This window comes from Paenibacillus gyeongsangnamensis (genome assembly GCF_027533625.1).
GTDB lineage: Bacteria > Bacillota > Bacilli > Paenibacillales > NBRC-103111 > Paenibacillus_G > Paenibacillus_G gyeongsangnamensis.
The window spans coordinates 196,624-221,573 of record NZ_JAQAGZ010000011.1; the positions used below are offsets into that span (position 1 = coordinate 196,624).

19 protein-coding genes and 3 pseudogenes are annotated in these 24,950 nt (G+C 37.7%); 8 read left to right on the forward strand and 14 right to left on the reverse strand.

The window, feature by feature from the left end:
- Positions 1–86: 86 nt before the first annotated feature.
- A pseudogene (locus O9H85_RS18250) lies at positions 87–248 on the forward strand (HTH domain-containing protein); the annotation flags it as partial.
- 42 nt (positions 249–290) lie between these two features.
- On the forward strand, positions 291–683 hold the full coding sequence (locus O9H85_RS18255; protein WP_409348166.1) for a GyrI-like domain-containing protein: 393 nt from the start codon (positions 291–293) through the stop codon (positions 681–683).
- Positions 684–860: 177 nt separating this feature from the next.
- Here O9H85_RS18255 and O9H85_RS18260 read toward each other — a convergent pair whose 3' ends face one another.
- Positions 861–1,784 (reverse strand): aldo/keto reductase, encoded by a 924-nt coding sequence (locus O9H85_RS18260; protein ID WP_269882849.1) that lies wholly within the window; start codon positions 1,782–1,784, stop codon positions 861–863.
- A 289-nt stretch (positions 1,785–2,073) separates the two neighbouring features.
- Between O9H85_RS18260 and O9H85_RS18265 the strand changes: the two genes are divergently transcribed.
- Positions 2,074–2,772, forward strand: a complete 699-nt coding sequence (locus O9H85_RS18265) for an IS6 family transposase (protein ID WP_269882850.1) — start codon at positions 2,074–2,076, stop codon at positions 2,770–2,772.
- A gap of 1,047 nt (positions 2,773–3,819) precedes the next feature.
- Here O9H85_RS18265 and O9H85_RS18270 read toward each other — a convergent pair.
- Entirely contained in the window at positions 3,820–4,554 is a 735-nt protein-coding gene (locus O9H85_RS18270; protein ID WP_269882851.1) for a hypothetical protein, read from the reverse strand.
- A gap of 562 nt (positions 4,555–5,116) precedes the next feature.
- Between O9H85_RS18270 and O9H85_RS18275 the strand changes: the two are divergent.
- Together O9H85_RS18275 and O9H85_RS18280 are read left to right on the forward strand one after the other, a co-directional pair.
- A pseudogene (locus tag O9H85_RS18275) lies at positions 5,117–6,076 on the forward strand (transposase); the annotation flags it as partial.
- A gap of 37 nt (positions 6,077–6,113) precedes the next feature.
- A complete protein-coding gene (locus tag O9H85_RS18280) occupies positions 6,114–6,245 on the forward strand; it encodes a hypothetical protein (protein ID WP_269882852.1) in 132 nt (43 codons plus the stop codon).
- A 201-nt stretch (positions 6,246–6,446) separates the two neighbouring features.
- Here O9H85_RS18280 and O9H85_RS18285 read toward each other — a convergent pair whose 3' ends face one another.
- The 4 genes from O9H85_RS18285 to O9H85_RS18300 all read right to left on the reverse strand — a co-directional run bounded on the left by O9H85_RS18285 (position 6,447) and on the right by O9H85_RS18300 (position 13,351).
- Complete coding sequence (locus O9H85_RS18285) at positions 6,447–7,469, reverse strand: toll/interleukin-1 receptor domain-containing protein (protein ID WP_269882853.1); 1,023 nt, start codon at positions 7,467–7,469, stop codon at positions 6,447–6,449.
- 231 nt (positions 7,470–7,700) lie between these two features.
- Positions 7,701–9,728 (reverse strand): hypothetical protein, encoded by a 2,028-nt coding sequence (locus tag O9H85_RS18290; RefSeq protein ID WP_269882854.1) that lies wholly within the window; start codon positions 9,726–9,728, stop codon positions 7,701–7,703.
- Positions 9,729–9,740: 12 nt separating this feature from the next.
- A complete protein-coding gene (locus O9H85_RS18295) occupies positions 9,741–10,301 on the reverse strand; it encodes a TIR domain-containing protein (protein WP_269882855.1) in 561 nt (186 codons plus the stop codon).
- Between the two features lie 44 nt (positions 10,302–10,345).
- A complete protein-coding gene (locus O9H85_RS18300) occupies positions 10,346–13,351 on the reverse strand; it encodes an SEFIR domain-containing protein (protein ID WP_269882856.1) in 3,006 nt (1,001 codons plus the stop codon).
- A 641-nt stretch (positions 13,352–13,992) separates the two neighbouring features.
- On the opposite strand from O9H85_RS18300, the pseudogene O9H85_RS18305 reads away from it, so the two are divergent.
- Positions 13,993–14,319: pseudogene (locus O9H85_RS18305) on the forward strand (transposase); the annotation flags it as partial.
- Between the two features lie 280 nt (positions 14,320–14,599).
- Here the strand turns inward: O9H85_RS18305 and O9H85_RS18310 are convergent.
- Both O9H85_RS18310 and O9H85_RS18315 read right to left on the reverse strand, forming a co-directional pair.
- On the reverse strand, positions 14,600–16,312 hold the full coding sequence (locus tag O9H85_RS18310) for a helix-turn-helix domain-containing protein (RefSeq protein WP_269882857.1): 1,713 nt from the start codon (positions 16,310–16,312) through the stop codon (positions 14,600–14,602).
- Between the two features lie 4 nt (positions 16,313–16,316).
- Positions 16,317–16,652 carry a hypothetical protein gene (locus O9H85_RS18315; protein WP_269882858.1) on the reverse strand — a complete coding sequence of 112 codons (336 nt, stop codon included), beginning with the start codon at positions 16,650–16,652 and terminating at the stop codon, positions 16,317–16,319.
- Positions 16,653–16,827: 175 nt separating this feature from the next.
- Between O9H85_RS18315 and O9H85_RS18320 the strand changes: the two genes are divergently transcribed.
- On the forward strand, positions 16,828–17,175 hold the full coding sequence (locus tag O9H85_RS18320) for a helix-turn-helix domain-containing protein (protein ID WP_269882859.1): 348 nt from the start codon (positions 16,828–16,830) through the stop codon (positions 17,173–17,175).
- A gap of 80 nt (positions 17,176–17,255) precedes the next feature.
- Here the strand turns inward: O9H85_RS18320 and O9H85_RS18325 are convergent, their stop codons facing one another.
- The 5 genes from O9H85_RS18325 to O9H85_RS18345 all read right to left on the reverse strand — a co-directional run bounded on the left by O9H85_RS18325 (position 17,256) and on the right by O9H85_RS18345 (position 22,430).
- On the reverse strand, positions 17,256–18,236 hold the full coding sequence (locus tag O9H85_RS18325) for a TniB family NTP-binding protein (RefSeq protein ID WP_269882860.1): 981 nt from the start codon (positions 18,234–18,236) through the stop codon (positions 17,256–17,258).
- Positions 18,237–18,250: 14 nt separating this feature from the next.
- A complete protein-coding gene (locus tag O9H85_RS18330; protein ID WP_269882861.1) occupies positions 18,251–20,353 on the reverse strand; it encodes a Mu transposase C-terminal domain-containing protein in 2,103 nt (700 codons plus the stop codon).
- Between the two features lies 1 nt (position 20,354).
- The gene (locus tag O9H85_RS18335) at positions 20,355–21,005 is read right to left on the reverse strand and encodes a TnsA endonuclease N-terminal domain-containing protein (RefSeq protein WP_269882862.1); all 651 of its coding nucleotides are present in this window, start codon (positions 21,003–21,005) and stop codon (positions 20,355–20,357) included.
- 886 nt (positions 21,006–21,891) lie between these two features.
- A complete protein-coding gene (locus tag O9H85_RS18340; RefSeq protein WP_269882863.1) occupies positions 21,892–22,230 on the reverse strand; it encodes a YolD-like family protein in 339 nt (112 codons plus the stop codon).
- Complete coding sequence (locus tag O9H85_RS18345) at positions 22,227–22,430, reverse strand: hypothetical protein (protein ID WP_269882864.1); 204 nt, start codon at positions 22,428–22,430, stop codon at positions 22,227–22,229. The genes O9H85_RS18340 and O9H85_RS18345 overlap by 4 nt, the downstream gene beginning before the upstream one ends.
- Before the next feature lie 117 nt (positions 22,431–22,547).
- Between O9H85_RS18345 and O9H85_RS18350 the strand changes: the two genes are divergently transcribed.
- A complete protein-coding gene (locus tag O9H85_RS18350) occupies positions 22,548–23,435 on the forward strand; it encodes an IS1595 family transposase (RefSeq protein ID WP_269882865.1) in 888 nt (295 codons plus the stop codon).
- Here O9H85_RS18350 and istA read toward each other — a convergent pair.
- A complete protein-coding gene (istA, locus tag O9H85_RS18355) occupies positions 23,330–24,613 on the reverse strand; it encodes an IS21 family transposase (protein ID WP_269882866.1) in 1,284 nt (427 codons plus the stop codon). The two genes, O9H85_RS18350 and istA, sit on opposite strands and share 106 nt — an antisense overlap.
- Positions 24,614–24,950 lie beyond the last annotated feature (337 nt).

Sequence of the window (24,950 nt, forward strand, 5' to 3'; positions counted from 1 at the left end):
ATTCTACAATAGAACTGTGACAAAAACTGTCAGATTAATCTTTATGGGTGATTATATTGACAAAAACTCAGTGTTTGAATGAAGTAATGGCTAGAGTATATGAAAAACAGAAATTTACGGTTGATGAACTTGCAGAAGAATTCCAAGTATCCTACCGAACTATGCTTAGATATTTACAGGAATTAAGCGGAATGGGAGTACCTCTCTATTCCGAGGTGGGCAAGCATGGTGGATATAGTATATTAAAGTCTTCATCACAAAAAAACTCAAATCTTTCTTTCAACAGAGTTATAAAGCCAGTCACACATATAGTAGGAATAGAGTTTCAAGCACCTTTCACGGCTGTTTATATAGCAAAAGTCCATATTCCGATACTGTGGGAAGAGTTAAATAGCAGGGAACATGAAATTATCAACTTCATGAGCAAAGAGAACAGAGTTGGAGTTTCACTCAGCAGAAATCGTGTATACCATTACATTGCTGGAATAGAAGTTGCGAATCCAAAATTAACTCCTGAGAAAATGGTAACTGCCACATTGCCGATCCGCGAATATGCAGTTTATAGTCATTTTGGTGAAACGAGTCGGGTGGAGATCGATGAAACTTATTTTTTTATGCTTGAAAAAATTCGTAAACAAGGATTAGATCATGACCCAAATGCCTATAATCTGCCCGTTAGGTGAGCGACGAACACAGACATATGTATCAAACATCTTATTTTGTGAAAATCTCCGATATGCAGAAAGAGACCCGCATATAGGCTGCGGGTCTTAATTGTTCGGCGACACAAACATATGCGCTTTCCAAAGAAAAAAAGAGCCATGTAGATAAGTGGTCAAGCCCCACTACAAATAAGCGCCTTATTTTATCAACAGGTCGTTCAGTGCCTCCCAAGTCTGTTCGGCTATAGGGGAAGTGGCAGCAATCCAGCACTCCTCCACTTCCTTGGCAGAGGAAGCACCGATCAGTGTAGAGGTCAACCGCCGCTGCCGAAGGCTGAATTGGAGCGCAAGCCCGAGAATCGAAACATTTTGCTCCCTGCACCATTCAAATACACGAACGGCGGCTGCCACATCATCCTGGCGAGGGGTCCACCGCGGAGTGCCGACACTTCTGGGGTCGCGTCCCGAGAACAGTCCCATGCCGAGTGCAGCCCCATTCACGACGCTCACCCCGCGCGCATCCGCATGATCGCAAACCCCTTCCAGAACGGTTTGCCTCAGTAAAGTATAATCATTAAAGGTAAGCGCCATATCCAAATGCCCCGTGTCGATGGCCCTTCGAATCGTTTCGTGGCTGCGGACGCCGATGCCGATCGAGCGGATGACTCCCTGCCCTTTCAATTCCACGAGTGCCTCTATAGCGCCGCCATGTCCCAACACTTTGTCCATGTGTTGGGGAAGCGGATCGTGAATTAAACATATATCCAAATAATCGACACCCATTGTTCTTAGGCTGTTCTCTACGCTCCAATAAATGGCGTCTGCCGAATAGTCCTGAAAACGGTCCCGGTGCGTACCTGCTTTGCTTGAGAGATAATAGCGTTCCCTCGGTACTCCCCGTAATGCAATTCCGATTCGCCTTTCCGCTTCAAAATAAAAGGGCGATGTGTCCACCCAGTTCATGCCCAGCTCCAGCGCTTTTTCAACCGCGGCCACTCCGTCGGCGTCGGACACATCCCCGAAAATCCCGCCGATACCCGCTCCTCCCATACTCATGGCCGTCACATTCATTTCCGTTTGTCCGAGACGGCGTTTTTCCAAGGGGTTCACCATGGTTTCCATCAACATACCTCCACTAAAATAGATGATAGAGCTATTTCGAATAGCAAGTCGGCAAATTGGCCTTCTGTTTTCGGAGGTTCTTTTTAATTCCCGACTTGTCAAAGATGTCTTTATTATAGTACAAACCGCGTTGAAATCTAAATATAAGAAAGGTGCAAATCTTGGCAGATTTGTCCTCCGTCCACGACCAATTCCGTTCCAGTCGATTATCCACATATTGGTTGTGGTGCAAAGCTCTTAAATCCATGATAACATGATTGAAATGAAGTCATGAGATGGAGATATTACATTGGATACGGAATTAGATTTGTTTAAGTGGAAGCAGTATGAATCAGAGATTATCTTGCTGACAATAAGATGGTATTTAAAATATAGCCTTAGTTATCGTAATCTAGTGGAGATGATGGAACGAGGACTACACATGGCTCATACAACCATCATGCGATGGGTTCACCAATTTGGGCCGGAATTAGACAAGCGAATTCGTCCCTTTCTAAAACCGACCAACGATTCCTACCGAACGGATGAAACCTACATCAAAGTCAAAGGACAATGGAAATATCTTTACAGGGCAGTGGATTCAAACGGAAATACGATTGATTTCATGCTTTCTGAAAATCGAGATACTTCCGCGGCCAGACGATTCTTCAAGAAAGCGTTGACCTCACCACATAATCAATCGCCGCGCGTGATCACCGTCGATAAAAATCCAGCTTACCCTATCGCAGTCCAACAATTGAAAGACGAGAAAGCCTTGAATCAAGAAACATTACTACGACAACAGAAATATCTAAACAATATAATTGAACAAGACCATCGATTCATAAAGAAAGTTATTAAACCAATGATGGGATTTAAGTCTTTTAATACTGCAGAGAAAACAATTGCCGGAATCGAAGTCATGCATATGATAACCGTGCAAGGTTTCGTGCTTCTTGAGAAGCATGCCACTTATAATGTCGGTACTGACCTGGCAAAGTCCCGCTAGGTAGCTCAAGTCTTTATTCGATAATTCCTTAAAATCAACGTTGTAATTCTGAATCCTTGTGTCTTTAAATAATTCAAGATCGAATAGACGTAAATAAGGGGAAATAAATCTTTGGACACTCGTATAAGATAACCGCTCAAGCTTTCGTCATCGTACATTTCCGGGCGTTCCAACAACTTCTTCAAAGTTATTCCCCTTTTACTCTTAATGGAGTTAATTCTTCATAACACGATATCCAAGATACTTCCTCTTTAAACACCTCCTTTGACATTTATCGTTCGAGCACGGAATTGTTTTTACAACGTTCACAGGAACGTCTGTCTTAACAGGCAGAGACAAAAAGGCTTGGGGAACAGTCCCTAAGCCTTTTTGTACATTTATACATTAAATTGCATAATATGTTTACGATTATTTTTGAAACAAAATTTACAGCTTATTGTGATCCATTTACATCTTTTGATGAAAAATCACAATACACAACAACAATACACAACAACAATACACAACAACACACACACAATGTGATATTCCAGATTTAATTAGAAAACGGAGTCCGCAATCCCGCGTGGCTCCGTTTTGATTGTTCCATAATTGGTTAGAATTTGAAATACGCCGCTGCAGAATAGGCGGTTTGTTCCATAATTCGTTATAAAAAAAATAATCAGCTAAAAAAACAATTTGAATAAAAATACATAAGATTTAATAATCGAGTTATAAATTCGCATTTGCGATGGGTAGGAGCCAATAGAAAGGTACTCGGCAAACTTCTGACTTTTACGGGCATTTTTTTACTACCATGTCATAGTTGTTATAGCTTAATTGGTAGCACTGGACCGTTAATTTTTCTAAATTTTGCTGGGTTCCAGAGACAACTTTTTCTTAATCTCAAGGTTAGAATTTCTCTTCTCAAACTCTGCATTAATGTATACTGGGTTCAAGATAAAAGTCAATACTGTACTAACTTATCAATGAAGTCTTCACAGCTAAAATTTTGATCCTTAAGTTCCTGCTCATTAGATGTCGATAGCTAATAAAAGTTTTATGCATCTATTCAATTTCTTTCCATTTTTCAATATTGACCTGAAAATGTTTATTTACTTCATTCTCAAAAAAATCGTTAATTTCCTTAAAACCTGAACACAACTCATTGTATTGGTAATATTGCTTTTGAATTTCTGAAATAGGTGTCATATGAAACTCCAATGATTTGTCAGAGCCAATGCATTTAACTTCATTTTTGTCGGAAACATATTTATACCATCTTCGAAAATTATTTTGATAGGTAGTCAAAAAGTCATTTAATTTATGAATAATTTTATTGGTTATTTGATATAATTCTTGTTGTTCTTTCTTATTCCAACGGCCACTCTTTTTTTCGTTTTCAAGAACTTTCATTTCATTACGGAAAAATTCGTATGTTTTATAATATGACGTGAGTGTTTCATCAAAATTATCACGTTCAAAATCAATATAGAATAAAGTTCTCTTTGTATCAAGAAAGGAGCGTACAGCCCGTATATAGAGTTTCACTGGATTATCAAAGAGTAAGTTAAATCCCCCTAGACTAACTTTTTCAATTTTTAATGCCCACTTTTTAGTTAATAGTCCCAGAAGGATACCCACTAATATAATTAATGGCAAAATTAAAAACAAAATTGCCGATAATATTCTAATGTTTTTCATTAGTCGAGTGTCATTTAATGCATTTAAATCTAACCAAATTATACAGTAAAGAATTCCAATCGTAATTACAGCGAAACATAATCTTATAATCCATTTCATCGGTTTACATCCCCTTATTCTATAATACGTCACTCATTTACTTTCTAGATATCTTCGTAGTTTGGGAGTTCTTGTCTTCACTCTTGCATGACTGACAAAAACCCTAGGATTCATTCAATTACCACTCCAAGTCAACTTTGTATTTTTGTATAATATTATCATTCGACAATTACTTTAATTATACTTATTTACAACAAAAAAATACAGCATATGTAATAGTTTCCTTAAACAAAAAAGAAATAATAGTATTTATTAGAAAACGGAGCCTATAATCCCGAATGGCTCCGCTTTGTTATATAAATATACTTGAGTGTTGCGAAAAAATCGTCGTCGGTTAAAGCCAGATAAGAGCAGCAATTTAGAAGCTTCGTCGAATGAGTAAATAGAAGAAAAGACATCGCCTTGGAATAGAGAAATTGTCGGTTATCACGCATACAATTTCCAGTAAAAGGAGATGTCCCAATCTCATGGAATCCCTCTACTTGCCTATCGTCAAGTTCATTTTGGCGCTGAGGTTGGAATTTTCTAAACCGCAGCTCGGCCATCTTTTACCCTCGTCCATGGCATCATTCTGTGTGCCGGACGTAAGAATATGACGCAAATCCGGAATGCTGCCCGAGGGGATCGTCACCTGAGCAACATGACGAATTTTTCCAATCACTCTCCATGGTGCATGAATCGGATGCAGCGTAGACGCATGCAATGGATTATGGAGCGGCTAGAGAACAAACGATTGAAGAACGGCGATGCCAGCAAACTAGTGTTCCTCATCGTGGACGATACCTGCTGCAAGAAGGACAAGTCAACCAAGAAAATGGAGGCGCTTAGCTTTCAGTATTCTCATGAGGACGGCAAGTCCGTCTCGTGCCACAATCTGGTCACCGCTCATGTGGCCAGCAGCGGAAGTTCTTACGCATGGGATTTCCGTCCTTATTACCAGAAGGATTACTGTGCGGCACAGCGGCTGACCTTCATGACCTTCAAGAGCAAGAATGATCTGACTGTCGAAATAATTGAGGCTTTCCCAGCAAGGGATGACGAGCGTGTTTATGTCCTGATGGACAGCTGGTACACCAGCGAGAAAGTCATCCGTAAGGGATTCCATGTGATTGCCGCCATCAGGACGAACCGTCTCATTTGTCCTTCAGGCCTTTCGATCTCCATCAGCGATTTCGCCGAGAAGTACATCCGTAAAGCCGATCTCCACTCCGTTACCGTGGACGGTCAGGGCGTGTATCAGGTATACCCTTACGAGGGACCGGTCAGCGAAATCGAGAACGTCAAACTGCTGCTCTCCTGGAAAGACGATTACACCGCTTCGAGCAAACCGCAGGTTTGTCTCCTCTGTACGGATTTGTCGCTGGATCTCGTTACGATTCAGCGATATTATCACGTACGCTGGAACATTGAGACGGGGTATCGTTATTTCAAGGAATTGCTGGGGTTTGATCAATACCAATTGCTTTCCTTCACGGCATCAGCAGTTCTGGGCCATCAAGTTCTTGACGCAGAATTTTCTTGAATCTCAGCGTCAGGAATGGATGAGGGGCGAGGCAGACTTGACGCTAGGTGACGTCGTACGACGTATCCGGGAAGAATTCTTCGGGCAAATCATTGTCTACGTTTACCAACAAGCCCTGGAGAAAAAACCTCTTCTCGACATCCTCAAGCACCTCAAGCTCTCGGCCTAAAGCGTGGCACCGCCGACTACGCTACAGGTCTGCCCTTCTGAGGGACATGGGGGCCAAATTCGCAAGACTCAAGTAAATATATTATTATATATACCGTGGTTCAAAGTATTATGTTATAATGATGGTATTTTTAATAATTACTTATATAGGTATTTAACTTAAATTTACTCTCAGGAAATAGTTTGTTACTTCTTTCTCCCCCTAATCAGTGTTCATTATTTTACTACCTAGTAGTAATAAAAGGGTTCCCTCTAACTCTTCTCTTGTCCGAACAGGATAAGTGAGTATATTCCTTGCTCTTTTTGGTATTAATCTTGTGCCGTCAACATTAAATATCCATACTTTCATTCCCCTTGACTCACTTAGATCTAGTGCCAGTTCCAGTTCGTCAAAACACCATGGACTACAAGCGTACTCTTTACACCATGTTGCAATGAATATATTTGCAGAGCGAATATTTTTTTCAATCTCATTTAATATATTCTTTCCAACACCAAACTCAGTTTCGTCCCTATATACTATATGGTTTCTCCGTCTGAGTATATTCTCAATATAATCTGCCTCATGCGGCCTTGCTTTTGGATAACTTATAAAAAAAATATTTTTGTCTATTTGCTTATTCAGCATATTGTTCTGAATTGATTCTTTGATTGATAGCTCAAGTGATTCACTTATTTTATTTGGGTCTAAGAGCTTTAAGTGCATATTCCCCATTTTATCTTCTAATTGATAGCGGATTCTCTCGAAGGAATCAGAAGCAGCACCACCAAAAAACGGAAACGGCAATACATTTTTTCTTTTAGATTCAGCAAGTAATAGAAGCATGTTAGCAGCCCCATTGTTTTTACCGCCTATAGCAATTACTGTCTGACATAAATCCATTGCCTGCAATTGACATAATAGCCACGAATACTCCCCCTTTAAAGATGAAGATATGCAAGGTATAATATTTAAATTTTTAAGTATTAAATTTTTTTTTAAATCATTTACTTTTTCTGTAACTTCTTTAGAATCTACATATATAATATCAATTGATTGAGTTTCACTTAATTCTTCCCCAACAAATCCTTTCAGTACCCAGTAATCCGCGCTATCTTGAAATGGACTACAGATCACCAAAGAATTTCCAAGTTTGGCTAGATTTTTCCCAATCTCTTCACAAGCATTTATAAAATTACTTTGAGATATATCTTCAGTTAATCCACCAATTATAAAACTTTTCATAAAACCTCCCTTAATTTTTTCTAGATGTTATTAAGCTTTACATAGGCTTTCATGCTGATGAGTCAGCTCTATGACGATATATATTTTAATGATTACAAAAACCTGCCTGTTAATATCCAACAGGTCTTAATGAGAAGTAGCAGAGAACAACAATTTTCAAAAGTTATTTTAGTAATAATTAAAAAATCTTTTTGTATCACTTGAATTTCAAGTGGTTAAAAATATTTCAAATTATTGAGTAAGACCAGAGTACATTTTTTTAAATCCTTTAAAAACAAGATAGATTGCTTCATCAATAAATTGTGTGGTAAACAACTTCTCATTTTCTTGGTCATTAAGTCCGTTATTAAATTTTACTCTTCTCAATATATTTATTATATTGTCATAATTTACAGTTTGGGTTCGGTCGCGCTGTGAAATAAAATTAAGCAAATCCTTATACCCGGGATTATTTTCAATTTGCCACGTCTCTGTTAGTTCCTTTGGAACATCCTTTCCAAGGATTACCTCACAAACACTCGCAGTTACTCCACCAAATCCACCAATCAGATAGAGCGGTATGTTGTGTTCAATAGCAATCATTATTTCTTCCAAGACACCCGGCATACGCCCTTTATATCCCGAGTGTCTGCCACCTGCGCAAATTCGAACATTGCATTGATTAATCATTATTTTCCGCATTTCACTAAGTGAGCGACTCCATACGTATAAGTTTTGGCTATTAGTTGGAGGTAAAAAGACGTCATCCTTGGGAATTAAGTCTTTTACATCTGTTGGCGGTGGCACTTCAGCCATTTTAGCAATTGTGCGATATTTTGCTTTCCATATCTTCATTTCACTGCCGTCGTTTGTATAAATCGGCCAAGCTATGAAATTATTAATATGTATGTCTTTCTGTTGTGTTCTTGCTTGTAATGCAAGTGCTTCATTAAACAAAAAATCGGTAAATCCATCCTCTCTAAGATCTCCGCCATAATTTAGAACTACACCGCGTGACAATAAATGACGAGCTATATCCTGTGATAATTGGACTAAGTGTTTATTTGTAATTCCATGATCAACAAAATCTTCATGAGATGGATCTGATATTGAAATTCCAATTTGTTTGTTAGCCAATGAACCTAGCTCAATTGTTATTGGCGTGCTAAGTTGGATTCCTATTTTATTTAAAAAAGATAATTCCTCGATATATAAAGGTGGTTCCGGGTATATTAGTTTAGTCTTAGCATATTCTAAATAATCCCCACTCTTAATCAACAGCTTCTCAATATCCGATACCTCAGGCGGACGTGAAAATATTACTGCATCACTTTCAATCCATCCGGCATTCTTATACTCCTCTAATAATTTATATGAATAAAAGAATCTGATGGTTTCTAATAACGTGGCGCTTAATATTCTCAAGAGGTCTGTATCACTTGGAGATTCATTCCCTAAATTAATATGTATTCCAGGGATGTTTGAAGCAAAGGGAAATCTTCGATCTTCAAATTGCTCCAATAAGTCTACAGCTAGCATAGGTCTGTTATTCTCTTTGGCACAAAGAATCTCCCTCTGGCACCAATATCTGGATGAGTATGAATCCGTATGAATTGCAATTAGAGTAGATTCTTGGATATGTCCGATTATCTCTTCATCAAATTTATAACCAGGGGATATGTCCGTTGCATCAAAGAAATTTCTCATAGAACTATTATCAATAAAGCTCTTTAAGGATTTCGCCAACGTAACACCATTGTTTCCGTCCTTTGCATGGCTCAAGAATAATTTTAAAGCATTTTCTTTACCTAATTTCCTTGAAGATTCATTTAGTGTGAAACGATAAATTTCATGTGAGATAGAAATAAACAACTGTTCTTTGATATGTCTCGGATCGAATTCGTACGACCGAATGAAGTTTATTCCACCAAATAGTTCATTTAAAGAAAAAGCTGTCTTATCTAGTGCCACCGGGATTATTACATTATTTTCATTTCGGTCAATTGTTTGTAAATACTTAGACCAGCTATAGTCAGCCACCATTTCCGTTCCTACAAAAACAAATATCATTGTTTTTTTAGATTTGAGATTTATAGTACTAGGAATCGTCTGCTTAGTGCTTGTTCTATAGAAAAATGGCAAATTCATGGACCTTGAGAATGGCTTGTTCACATCACGTGAAAGCAGTGAAAAGCAGTATTCATAATAGGGTTTTACAACAGGATCATCAGCTGGGTGCCAAATAAAGTATATCGAAAGCGGAGGAATAAATGATTTCATTTTTTAATCTCCTTAATGTGTTATTCCACAGACCTTGCATTTACTATTGTACTGCATCATAACTTGAGAATTTTTTATTAAATGGGCTCTAGAAGTCCTTGCATCATATGCTTCCTCAATTAATTCGCCTAATGCTACGGCTGTTTTGGGATAGGTCCAATATCGAGCGTAGCAATCATGATGCCCCGACGACCAATTTGCTTTTAGCCTAGGTGGAAGGTATGCAGCATTCCCTTGATTTGGTAAGATAATTCCTAAAACACCATTTGGGGTGTATTCACCTTGTCGCAATGAACTTTTCAATTCCCAATCAATGTATCTTCTGCTGTGTGTACATCTCCCTATAAGTACAATAGTTACAGTTGTATCTTCCAGGTACTTTTTCCTTATTTGAGTCATCACGTATTCAGGATTTGTACTGTTAATAAAATCATCATTGTCGTTTGCACCTAATACGTAAGGGATAAATACTTTTTCTTCATTTGCAAACTTTTGTATGAACTCGTCTACTTCTTTTCTATCACCTCTGTAATGTGAAATAAAAACTTTTCGTCTGATTCCCTGATAAGTCATTTTTGTAACCTCCTAAAAATTTATCTTCAGTGAACTATGCAGCATTAAATCATTACTTCTAACGAATGATGTTTAAAATTATTATTAATGAAGGTCTTTCTATTAAGACAAAACTCTTTTAGGCGACTGTCTCGAACTACATCAATCAATGGTTCAATAAACTCCCACTCTAAATATTCCTCTGGGTTATCTTGATCATATAACGTATTGGAAATAAAATGAAATGCTAATTTTTTGAGCCGAATATTATTAGAACCACTTAATTTAGATATAGCTTCGATATAATTGGCTTTAAAAAAATCTTTTTGGCTTCCTTTTAATGATTTATACACGTACCCATAAGCTACTGCAGCCCCAGTTCGAATAATATGAGATATTACTTTATTATTCTTAAAATAGTAGTAATCGTTACGAAGAAGTATATTGTGAAGTTCCATCTTCTCATTTCCCTTTTTATATATGAGATGTGAGAAAAGATATCTAAGAAAAAGTTCAGTAAATGTAACTACATAACTATCATCATCTGTTGGAGCGATATAGGTACTAAGTTCTATTTCAATTGTCTTTTTATCTAATAAATCTATTATCAATTCAACTGACCTTTCCAAGCTATATTCATTATATAATAAAATTCTTTGGAAATTATCAGCTGATATTTCCGCAATAATTTTATTCATCTTATCGTTACTGCAAGCAATAAATTCATAAATGCATCTCTTTAGTTTTTGCAAGCTACTTAATTTATTCATATTTGTCCTCATAATGACTTTTAAATATAGCCCTAAGCCATGATCTGATATTTCATTTATATATTTTGCTATCACAGAACATTTTTGAGGAATGTTTGCATTGGTATATTTCAAAAAATATAACAAAGAAAACAATTCCCTTTTCCCTTTTATTACTATATTTTCTTTAAATAAATATTCGAATATTATTTGCTGGTATTTTGTTTTTAGCTTTATAGATGTAAAAAGTAGAGTTTCTAGCCTTTCCTTCTCGATTAGTTCTGAACCAATTAGTTGGGATAAATCATCTTCTTGCTTTTCATTCTCTAGGTAAAGTATCTCGTAGATCAGCAATTCTGGTCCTAGCTCATCAAATGATCTGCTGATCATTCTAAAACGCTCCCATTCATTTGAGCCAATATATCTAATAAATATTCTGTAAGCCCAAAACATCTTAAACAGCAATTGAATATTCATTTGTATAAGTATCTCTTCATTAAGATAGTTTTGTGTAACCTTTTGCTTAACAGCCAGTTGTGTATTTATCAATTCATACAATGCATAACTTGCATTACTACCTAAAAAGGAAAGACTTTTTACATTAAATGATAAAGTGCTTTTTTCTACAGCATAATTTATAACTTTGTTCATGTCGTTCAAAACTTCTATTTCCAATTCATCTCTATTAGATATATCTCTATATGATATATCCAGCATCTTTTTCATTTTTATCTTTGTATATCTATTTATAAAATCGAAATAACACAGATTAAGTAATTCTTTTTCTGAGTCACTCACTGTGCTTGCATAAACATGAACTATTAATGGATTTATAAACAATTCAAATATAGTGTTTATTTCTGGAAAAAAATCTTCATTAACACTAGATTGAAACTTATAGAATTCTAGTATCTTAGTCAATGTGTTATACTTTTTGTTTAATTCAGACATGTTCAAAAAAGGATAGACTACCACATTGTCTCCAGTATTACTGCTTTCATCATCATAACTATGGTCTATATAATACCTTTCAATAAAATCACTATCATCGATAATGCAATACTCTTCGTATTCATTAATAAATAACAACCAGCTAATCCAATCATATTTAGTGAAATCTTCAACGAAATTTTTAAAATCCCGGAAAAATTCTTTTCTTAAATTGCAGCATTGGTTGAAGTCATCAATTACAAATAGAAATCTTATTGAGTAATCAATTAAACCTGTAATTATATTATTTATTTCTTTTAGACTTCGATAATTAGTATTCATAAAATAATTTATGCTTTTTAGTAATGCGTTCTCAATATCGCATTCTCGAAAATCATCGACTTTCACGGGTATTCTAATTGAAATTTCCTTTAAATTCACATTTATTCTATTATCGTATAATACTGAAAATGCAATATGCGTTTTCCCTGTTCCAGATTCACCACTTATAATAAACACTTTATTATAGCTATCTGCTAAAAGTTTATACAGCCCATTTATTGACCTTTCATAATGTTCGGATATTCTATCATGGCTTAAAAGGAACTGATTGATTTCTCTGTTCAAACTAAAATCTATTTCTCTATAATTAAATTCAGCATCCAGCACTATCATTAGCCGTCTGCATAATTCGTTATGTCCTGGTATCGAATTATACTCTCTATTAAACTCTCTCACTAAGGAGATGAGCTCTTCTCTCCAGGTTTTAGATGTTAGAAATCCCCCTAGTAGCTTATCTTTAATTATAGTTGAGTCAAATCCCGGGAAAAACGGGAGTTTCTTAACCTCAGTATTAACAAATTGTCCTATTCTTACTGAATAAAATTGAACCTTATCCAAAAACTCTTTGCCTTCTCGACCAATAATTTGTTGCGGAATTTCTCTAATAATTTGATCTCCAACTCTTAATTTTTCAAATAGATTTTTGTAGTTACTTAATTGTTCTTCCCGTAAACTTAAAATATCACGGTCCTTAAAAAATAGCGGAGTAATATCTACAGTTCTTTCATCTCGACATACTAACACATACTTCAATGGATTATCATCGATGTCTTTAATAATTAGTTCAAATTCAAAAGATACTCCACCAGTAAAGTTATCTGCCTTTTCCTTATAACCCGCGGAAAGAACAACAATAACTTTATCTGAATGAATAATGTTTTTGTACATCATCTGGGGGAAGCTTATTGCTGTTTCTTCTTTTACAAGTGATATATCATTTCTTGCGTTAAATCCATTTTCATTTAATAGTTCGGTGAAAGAATTTACGAATTCTATATGTTCTTCACTATCTCTAGAATAAGTAACAAATATAATAGGGGGTCGCACCACGCTTAAACCTCCATCAAAAAATCGATTAAAAAAGTTCAAAAATTAAATGAATCTTCCAACAAACCTAATTATTCGACATGCAAGAAACATTTCCTGTTAACTGGAAACTCTATTGGCAAATCATTTCAGAAATATCCAGTAATCTGAGGCCAATGCCCTTGATGATAAACTAACTTTTTAAGATCTAGTTGGATCTTTTTCAGCATGTTCTATTAGAACATTGTTATTTGAATAAAAGCAGAGCGGTAAGGTTGTTGCGGAATGATTACCTATGCCCACTGTTCTATTAGTGTCCCTCGTAACACGAAACTGCAGATTTAACGTCTCAGTCAATTATCTAGATAAACCGTCAATTGTATAGAAGATCAAGTATAGAAGCATCAAATTCAAAATCTTTACAATGAATCTCCGAGTATTTCATCAACTTTATAAATTCCTCTAGGCCATTTTCCTATTTACATTATTAAACTCCAGAGAATATACATCACAGGCCAAAGGTAGCCTCCTGGGAACTATTCAGTTAACCAGCTTTTTAAAAGAGTCCCGCCACGACTACAAATTTTACATCTTCAGAATATCTGGACGCTAGTCAGGCTTAATCCACAGAAAAAGCCGACCGGTACGTTTAACGAAACATTGGCACGCGGGACAACCTGCGATACTGCAAGGAGAACGGAATTCGCCTAAGCGGACCTCGACTCGGACGGCCATCAGCGGATCAGCAGGAGCAGAAGAAAATCGCCAAGGCGGATGCAGCCGTTCGTAATGCGGTTGAAGGAAAGTTCGGAGAAGGCAAGCGCAGCTATGGGCTTGGCCGTATTCGAGCGCACCTTCAGGCGACGAGCGAGACAGTGATCGGGCTACAACTGCTGGTAATGAATCTCGAAAAGAGACTACGAGTTCTCTTTTTGCCTGTTTTGCAATGGCTGTTGTTGAGGTTCACGATCCGCTTGCGCGTGTCACCATAAAACGTGACCCGTTCAGCAAGCCCTAATTAGCAAAGAATAATTTACTTTAAATGACTCATGGTTCTTGTTTAATTCTTGCATCTCTATACCCCCGCTGATGTTCTTTCATACTTTGCATCAATTTTTTTAATAATGATTATGTAAAACTAAAACTGTGAGTTTTTTCTTGTTTACCCATCGTTTATGATCCTCCAGAATTTACTTATACACATTATTTTATTCGATAAAAAAAAACATAAACCTTCAACACACATCATCAGGCTGCGTATTCCGGAAATGTTTAGGCTTTATTCTCAATAAAAGCTTCAACCTCCTCTTTGTTGTACAAATAACGTTTACGGCCATCTTTAATGTAAATAATTTTTTGGGGTACAAGAACTTTCTGTATAGCCAGCCTTCTTATGGTGTTATTACCTACATGAAGTAATCGCTTCAAATCAGACATGAAATATCCCACATCATTGATTTGAGCTTCTTTTATATACATTATGCATTTTTCAAGTTCATGTATCTTAAAGTAGTTATCAGCAAGGCTTCCACTTTCGGTATCGGAAAATGGTTGCAGTACACCATTGAGAATAAACTGAATTAAATGAATAATTTTAAGTCCATTCACGGAGTATTTAATTAAAGCCTCATGAAAGCTAATTCCTTCTATTTTTCCTTTAACAACTTCGCCGCGGCAACGGATTACTAAGTTTTTCACTTCTTGAAGTTCTAATTTCTCTACAGAGTTTGGAGTTATTTTATATGTTCTCAAGAATCCGGCATTAATTAACTTAGGTACTGAATCTCGTTGAATCCCCAAAATGAGGGCAGCTTCCTTTTTAGAAATGAGCATTATCTTTTCTTTTAGAGCTAAATTTAATGAGTCTTTCTCAACCATGTACCGTTTAATCGCACCTTTTTGAGTAGTCCTCATGACTAGCTTTTTGTTTATACTCAATTTCTCAACCGTATCGTAACACATGCCAATGTTCGTCCTTATCTCGTCCTTACTAACATATTTTTTTTGTTGTAAAATCTCAGGGGCATCCCTAAATACCGAAAAATCCCTCCTTATAACACCTTGGTCTAACTTTTCAAGCCAAAACTGATCATATACCTTCTTTAAGGAAGCATATTTTACTGTTTCAAATAACTCCTCAAAACGTTTCTTTTTTTCATAAAATCGCTGCTTTTTATTGTAATTCTTGTTGCAAAAGTCAGTCAGTAACCTGTAATAATGATTAGGGAAATCTTGAAGCATCCAATAAACGTTTCCTAAAGCTAATGCCATAGCGGAGCTCTTACGATAACCCATTGATTTATTATGAAATATTTGAATTGTTTCTTCGCTATTTGATATGTAACTCTTCATACCCTCAAGTAAATGAAATGTGTGAAAAGACAGCAACAGGAAATCCTTTAATGATAAACCAAGAGGGAGATTAGAATAGTGTTCAATAAAAAATGCGTTGTATAATGCTAATTGTGCTTTGCAAAATAGTTCGTTACGATTTAATACTACACTTTTAGAAGATAGAAATTTAAAACCACAGGAAGTACAACATCCATTCATGAATGAGCTCAAAGGAATTGCTTTTCCGCAGCCCTGACAGCAGTCAATTAATTCAACTAAATGGTCAGTACATAAGTTTATTGAAAGTACTCCCCATGTATACCGATGGAAATGTGAATCGTAAATACACTGAGGACAAAATTTTATTTTATTCCTCATTATAACTTGGTTAAATAACTTTGGACCCAGGTAGTTATTAAGCTTGTTATGGGTTGATAAATGGAGCGTATCCTTACAAACTTCAGATAGAAAACTAATCTTGTTCAATTGTTCTTCATTAAAGAAATTATTATTTATTTTTGCAATAGTCGAGTTTATGCAGGTTGCGAGATAGTAAATATTTGAGTAGTGATTAACGGATGCTACCCTATATAAATAGCTAGCCGCACTTTCTTGAAATAAAATCTTCGTCCTAATAAGAAGCTTTTCCATTTATTTACCAACGTTTCTTTCTTTTATTTTTATAATATTTTTTCAACTTAATAAACTTTTCAAAATACTCTACAATCAACACGGGGTCAACTAACTCAGTATCGGACAACTCAACCTTATTAGCAATTAGTAAACTCCCAAGGCTATTCGAAATTAGAATCATTTCCTGGTTTTTTGGATCGTAATAAATGGGAATTGACCATGAATTCATAAGGTGAGACTTCTCATACCAGCCTTCTTTTATTGCAAATGTACAAGAGTAATAATTATCATTGAAATAAATACCTCTCGGAGTAACTATTGCTTCCCCAGAATCTAAGCTACTTGAAAAAATAAACATTACAATCACCCCTAACTAGGATATGAATCTATAAAACTAGCAATCTATTTGAATAGTATTATTAACGTAAATTAAAGAAATGATACTTATTAGTATCAATATTTATTTTCGATAATATACGCCATATGTTTTCTGTAATTAGCTTTGTCTACACTTCAAATAAGAGGTGTAGCTGATGTCTGATAACATTCTAAAGTTAGTCGGAATCAAGATAAGGGAATTGAGAAAAGAACGGGGTTTATCGCAAGAGCAGCTTGGGGAAAAGGCTGGTTTCCATTTTTCATATATCGGTGGTATTGAACGCGCAGAAAAAAATATATCCCTTCTTAATCTTGAGAAAATAGCTATCGCCCTAGGCGTTGGAGTTCATGAGCTATTTAGCTATTCCAGAAATCTAAAAGACATTTCACGTACCAAAGAAACAGATATTAGGGATATATTAGATTTGATGCTTCAACAGGAACCTAAGGATATACGTAGGGCCAAAATTATTTTAAGTGAAATTTTTCAAAAGAAAGTTTAAAAGAAGAGACTTAGACGAGCTCTTCTTTCGTTTATAGTTATAATAAAGTTGCCTTTACGATTGTAAGAGCCGCGATTGAGCTAGACCCCCTTGCTCGTCTTCTCATTTTCAAGAGCCACTTTAAGATCAAAAGCTTTTCCATCAAAGGGGTTTCTTACTTTTGGCCTTGTTTCAAAAGATAAAAGACTGAAACCATATTCTAAATGCATTTCCGCCAACGTATCCATACCTTGTTTCAATGCAAATTTAATAGAATGGTGAAATAGATGATTTAATGTCCTTGGAATGCCAAGTGTTGCATAATATATCTTTTCAGCTAATAGTGGATCATAAATATGTGACCGGTCTGGGAAGGGCATCTTGTAATCGATACTTTTTAGAAAAGCACGAAATTCTCTCTTTTCCTCTTCAGTTCTATACATAAATCCATCAAATGTGGCTTTGTGTGGGAATCTTTCATCCAGTTGTTTATTTGATGCAAATATTCGATTTGCATCCTCTTTTATACCACCGAACACTATAGGCAGATTCACGTCGTTTAGCAGTTGTTTTAACCAATCCGCGGCTTTTCTAATAACTCGTTGTGTATCAGTATCAATTAGATGCTGGAGCTCATCAATTATAATTAACTCTACTTCAGCGTCAATAAGATGTGCTTTTAGTCTTGATGTCAGCTGCTTCTCTGTCCCTTTATAATGAAACGGGTCACCAAGTTCCTCGAGCATCTTTGAAGCCACATTTAATGGTTTCGAGTTTGAATCCAACTCTACTCGAAGGACCGGAACGGATTCGTAATTTTCTTCATGTTTATTCCTTACTCTAACCTTGGTTTTTCTCTGAAAATCCCTTTCATAAGTTTTGAATAAGGTTGATTTCCCAGCCCCGGTATCCCCTAGAATAACCACACCTCTTTTCAATACATGACATTCCCGAACTGCTTGATAGAGATCTTGAAAGAGCTTGTGATGGACAACAATCTTATCGAAATCGTTTAATCTTTGTTTAAGTTCCTGTTCCTCAATTGGATTCCCCTCTAGTCGGTTATATGTATTACTATTCAATGTTTCACCTCCTCTTACCTATATTGAGAAATTTCATACATTGGTAAATCGTCATCATCAGAAGGGAGTTGCAGATTCACAGTTTTGCTGTTTTGCACTTCTTCATCAATAACATTATCTCTCGATTGAGCTTGATAAATATCAGTTGTTTTACTTTTTTTCCTTCTAATTTTAAGCTCGGCTTCAGAGAGTTCACCAACATATCGGAAAGTATCTATCTCCTCAGGTGCCCCTAATTCTTCATAATCAAAAGAACTAAGAGCAAGATTTTCAATTATACTTGCCTCTTCTTTTAAAGTCTGTTTATATTTTTTTCTTTTATCCTTTTCCTGTTCTTCCTGGATTGCCTTAATTCGTTTGGTCGCTTCGATTATATGGGTATCATCAAAAGCTCGACGTTTACGTCCCTCTTGCAGACATATTGCTTTAATTTGCTGAAAAGGAATAGGAAGTAAGGGTTCTACTCCATAATGTTTTTCAAATTGTTTAATTGCATTTATGTCTAGAAATGCTTCGATGAAAGTATTATCGAAAGGATTTTGAACATACACTTTTTTTACATTAGAATAATCAAATCGAATGGTTACCTGTCTATTTTCTTCACCTTCTTGAATCATTCGGTACCTAAGTTTCATTAATTCCTCACTCCAGTACCAAGCTTCCTCTAAAACAACCCCTTTATTTTGAATTATCCTCTTCTCTCTACCTGCGCAGAGTACCACTATAATTTCCTTTTTTGTAAACGGTAATTCCTTCATTAAGCTGGGATCTTCATCATATGCCTTTTCCCAGATTTGATGAGGTGTCCCACCAATACGACTATGGCTCCAGTTGTGGGATATCATGTCAACTATAATAATATGCGCAATATGATAGAATGCCTGTAATGTAATACAAGCTTTCCCTTCTGAGTCATAGTTCTTTTTTTCATATATATTTGCAAAACTTGTACCCTTTAGCGTGTGGATATGATCATTAAATGTTTTTAAATATCTCTCAACAGTCCCTTTCTTATGTCCTGCTTCGATCTCTGGGTAAAGCGCAACAATCCCAAACATCTCACATACTTCTTCGAGTTCTCTCGAATTGTTCGAGGGCGCATTGTCAATAACAAGTTCTTGCGGAATGCCATAAGCCGTCCATTCATTCTGTATATCAGGGTACAACTTTTTAAGGTAAACTTTTGGTAAAAAACAATGAAGCAGACACTGTTTTATAGCTAGGGAATCAGGGTATTCGAATGTAATATAGAACCCCAAAGGATTACCAGAGTACACGTCGATTGCAAACACCAACCATGGTCTTTTTCTGGCCAAACTCTTGGGATCAACTAAATAAATATCAACCGGTGTCCAGTCCAATTCTACTCTTTGTAATGGTCTCTCTGGTCGTTCAACCATACTCTTCGCTCCATCACGCTGAAGTCTAGCCGCAACATGTCCTTCCCTTGCAACAGTTTGACGATACAGGTTTCTCTTCTCTCTTATGATTCTCCATATTGTCTGGAAAGACCTTAATGTAATTTTTTGATCTTCCTCTCTTAGCTCATTGATTTTTTTTATACTATCTTTGTAAAGTCGATACACGTATCGATAATAAATGTCTTCACCAGAATAAAGATTGTCCTCCATAATTTTTTCTAGTGAGTCAAGTACTTCCGTTTCAGTCCATCGACTTTTAGGACCGGATTTACGATCAAGCAAATATCTACCGTCCCCGTGATTTTCCCAAAGTTTTTTCCATTTATAAAATGTTGCTTTACTTACTTTAATCCCTTTTTCCTTTACAAGTAAACTAAGGTACTCATCTAATTTAATGGTGTGGAAGTATCCTTTAATAATCGGTTGTAAAACCTCTAATTTCATTTTTATTTTGGCTCTTTCCTCTAAAGTTAACTGTTCCAAATCAAACTTAACATTACTTAAGCGGTTATCGGGGTCCTCAAATTTTAGTCGCTCTTCATCCCATGCTTCTTCTAATTCATGTAAAGAAAATGTTTTTAACTGTTTATATTTTATGAGTTCCACCACAACTCTATTTCTTTCTGTTCGTTTGACTATGTGTTCCATATCATCTAACAAAAACTTTGTTCCATAAGAAAAGCTGCATCTAGCCATATTACGACCCCCTAAATTGTGGAACCCATAACAACGAGTTATCAGTAAGTTGCTGTTCGATTAATTCCGTACAAACTTCTTGAGCATAAATCAGCTTGAATAAATTTCGCATCACTAGTGAAGCATCGACAATTTTACATACCTCTCTTAATTCCATTACGCTTAAAGGACCATGGTAATTAATGATCGTTTTTATGTATTCAGAAACAGACGGGGTTAATTCGAAACATTTAACCTCCAGCAACAATTTTATATTCCTTTGTAAATACCCAGGTCGAATCTGATCTTCGGTTACAACTTGGAAATTCCATCCTTTTTCCGAGCATAACTGCTTTGCTGCTAGGAATTTGGCTTTATTTAAGTTGGTATCCACAAACTTCTTAAGTTTCACTTCCACAAGAACATAACCATTATCATTAGTTATTACTAAATAATCCGGAAAGTATCTTCTTTTCCTTCCCTTGTAATGGAAGCGAATTCCTATCGGTTGAAAATGTATCTCTTTAATTGTCGGATCAAAGTTACACAGTCTTACATAATCACGCTCAAGCAAACTTTCTGAGTGTGTGATTCCGAGACTTTTGGATCGGCTTATTTTACATCGATAATTCCTTCCTCTAACTGGCCTAATCTTTCGAGCAGGGACCCTCATTGGTTCACTTCCTTGTTGCAGAATTCATTAGAATAAGTTTCGCCAAGAAAAAAACACGATAAACTGATAAAGAAACACTTTAGCATCTAAAAACAATAACCAAATGTCTTACAACTTGTCTTACAAGATGCCTTTATCTTAGGTTCAGTATGAATAAATCTTGTAAGACAAACTCCAAAAAACTGGCCATAAAAAGCACAAAAATAATTTTAACAGCCACATTTTACTAATATAAAGGGATCATAACCCATTTTGTCTTACAATGTTCTTTAACCCCTTGTTCCCCAAGGGACTGCGTTGTAAGACAAGCTTGTAAGATAATCATCCAACTATTTCAAGATTCCAATAGACTTGTCGATTCCATGGCAGCCTTAGCAAACCGAATGGCGTCCCTGTGACGGTTGAAATCGGCATCATGGTTACCGATAGACATGCGTGGCGGCATTCAACATAGAAGCATAACACTCACCCAACGGTAATGGTCCGGAATGGTTAATTCAGCGAGTGAAGACGAGTTCTTCCGATTAGCAAGATGTATTCCTTCAACTTTCAAATCCCCCATTGAAGCTGAGCATGATTACTTTCATTAGACAGTACAATTACGCGTATATTTCCAACGAGACTCCGATCCGTACAGCAGACTTCCCCATCAAGACCGCCATCCCTCACTAGTCCGCTGGAAAGACTGTTTCGGCTCCCATGCCTGGATAAGTAGAAATCGATCCGGGTCCTGCCGAGATCATTCAATGTATCCCTCATTTGTTAAGATCTCAAGAGAATCCATTATAACCTTGGGATCCCGCCCAGTCTTAATCTCAAGCTCATGGATGGACGGATACCTATTGAGGCCGGCTGAATAATTCGCGATGATGCGTAGCAGTTTCCGTTATTCCACCCCTATGATGTCCGTGAAATCGAATAACTTCCAATCGTGATTAAATTCTAACTTAACAAGGTAAAGGCGAGGATCTATACCGGTAACGATTCCGGTAAAACTCTGATTCTCATACTCGCCGTAAACCGTGATCGTGACTTCAATTTTCTCCGATCGAGATGCTTTCAGCCGGCCAAACATCTCCTGTTGTTCTTCTTCAGTCAATTCTGGCCGCGTCTGTTTCTTAAGGCTAATTCGCTGTTTGATTAGAGCTTGCTTGTGCTCGGGCAACATCATGCGCGACCCTTCCCAGACAAGGTTCCCTCCTGGCGTCAACTTGTTGTTCTTCATGCTGCCCTCCGCAATGGCTGCACGGCCAAGATATTACTGATCAAGAAAGTCCGCGGCGCTTTCCGATCAAGGCAAACCGCTTTAATGTCCCGGCTGGTGATAGCCCGGACTTCGATTCGCCGCTGGGTGATCTTATTGTCGCAGCCGAAGTATATGATTTCTACGGTTCTGCTTAAGTACTTTTGAAAGGAATTTACCATATATCTTCCTCCTATAAGAACTATTGTTCTGACTATGCACTCTGCTCAGTAGCCTCTTCAAATACGAACATTTGTGTGGTATTATGGATACAAACATATGTTCGGAGTGTGATTGAAATGGCGAAAGCAGAGTCATTGTCATTGTTAGATTTTCTAAAGTATTTTGGCACAGAAGAAAATTGTGCCGAGTACATCATGAGTAAACGCTGGAAAGACGGTTTCTCGTGTTTGAAGTGTAACCACACGGAATACTATTACATTCGCACGCGCCAGCTCTATGAGTGCCGTAAGTGTCATTATCAAGCGTCTATTACTGCGGGGACACTCTTCCATAAAACCAAGCAACCATTGACGGTTTGGTTCTGGGCCATATACCTTGTCGCCCATGACAAACGCGGTAAATCGGCATTGTCGCTTTCTGATGTTCTCGGCTTAAATTACCGTACAGCGTTCAATATGCTACGGAAAATCCGCGCTGCGATGAAAGACAGGGACTCTGGTTATATGCTCTCTGGTGTAGTGGAAATGGATGATGCTTACTTTGGAGCCCCCCGTAAAGGAAAAGACGGCCGCGGAAGCGATAAATCCAAGGCTGTCATTGCTCTATCCAAAGACGCCCAAAATCACCCTGAATTTTTGAAGATCGAAACGATCAACGGTGTCACGATCGAAGAGATTGAACGGGTAGCCAAAAAGCATATCCAACCAGGCAGCATGATCGTTTCGGACGGTCACCGTTCTTATAAACGGTTGATGGAAGTTGGGTTCGTTCATGAAGCGAAAGCTTATTACAAGGAAGACAAAGACGATTTTCTGAAGATGCTACATATCATCATCGGAAACGTGAAGGCTTATATCCAGGGCACCTATCATGGATTGGGTTCAACATATCTGCAGTCTTACTTTGATGAATTTTGCTTTCGGTTTAACCGCCGGTTTAATCCGAAAGAAATCTTCGACAACTGGATCAAGCGAGAAGGTGTCCACTCCATATGCTTTTGGTGAGATTTCGGACGGTGAGCAGGCTCCGTGACCATCTGCCCCTTCCGATGGGCTTTACGGTGACTGGCAACGCGTTTACCGTGGTGGTAGATTTCCACGACGAATTCGGTCATGCGGACATCCACCTCTTGCTTCACCAACGTGTAGGGAACGCTGTAATGAACATAATCAATCGTGATATGGTAGTCGATGTTAACCCGGGCCATTTTCCAAACGGCAAATTCATAAGGCTTAGCTGGCAAAGGCTTCATAGCGGGCTTGTCCAGGCTCTCAAACAAGCTCTTCCGAGACCCCTCCATTTTTTGAAATGGTTTCTCGTTGAGTCGGACAAGCAGTTCGCGTATCCCTTCGTTTAATTCGCCTAGTCTAAAGAACCGGCGGTTTCGCAGCACGGCAAGGATCCAGCGCTCTACGAGCAGAACTGCAGACTCAACCTTGGCTTTATCCTTTGGTTTGCGCGGCCGGGCAGGCAGGATAGCGCAGCCATAGTGGGACGCCAGTTCGTAATACGTGCGAGTGATCCCAGGTTCATAACGGTCGGCTTGCTTGACGGCGGCTTTCAGATTATCCGGCACGAGAAGCTCAGGGACAGCATCAAAGTACTGAAACGCTCGTACGTGGCCGTTGATGAAGGATTGGAGATCTTGTCCCCACTGGGCCTCTACATAGGTGTAATTGCTGGCTCCAAGCGTGGCAACGAACAACTGAGCTTCTTTGATTTCACCGGTTTCCACATCGATCACGGGAATTGTGGGACCCGCGTAATCGATGAATAGCTTATCACCGGCCTTGTGCTCTTGCCGAAGGGTGAGCTGTTGCGTCTTTTTCCACTGGTTAAACCGCTCGCAAAACTGGCTGTACTGGTAGCCCTCCGGGTGAAGGTTCTTGTACTCGAGCCAGAGAAGCTGCAGGGTGACCCCTTTTCTCTTGGACTCCTGATACAAGTGACTCCAATCGGGTTCTGTTCGTATCTTCGGTATTCCCGTTGCTTTTGGAAATAGCATGGATTCCACTTTACGTTCGTCCAAATGTGCTGGAACGGGCCAAGTGAGACCGGCTTCTTTAGCTCGGGCTAGGATATTGCCGACGGTACTTGGGGAGAGAGATAAACTACGGGCGATGGCTCTTTCGCTTAGATCCGATTCGGCATCCAAGCGAAGAACATCTAAGATGCGTGGCAAGGCGCTCCTCCTTTGTTTGGGCATTGCTGTATACTCCTTTCTGCTGGTGTCCCGGAAGACATTCGCGAGATTGGAATGATACACCTTTGATAAAAGTGGATGCCATCTTGAGAGGGGAAACTGGAAAGAAAAACTGTCCAAACATTTCCGGAATGAGTGTCCAATACTTTTCGGAATGATTGTCTACATATTACCGGAATAGGTGTCCAAATCTTTTCGGAATGAGTGTCCAAACATTTCCGGAATACGCAAATAGAAACAGCGGCAGCCATGGACGTGAAAATTAAAGTCCTAGACTGCCGCTGTTTTATTGAATTCCCTCCTGTACGATTCACTT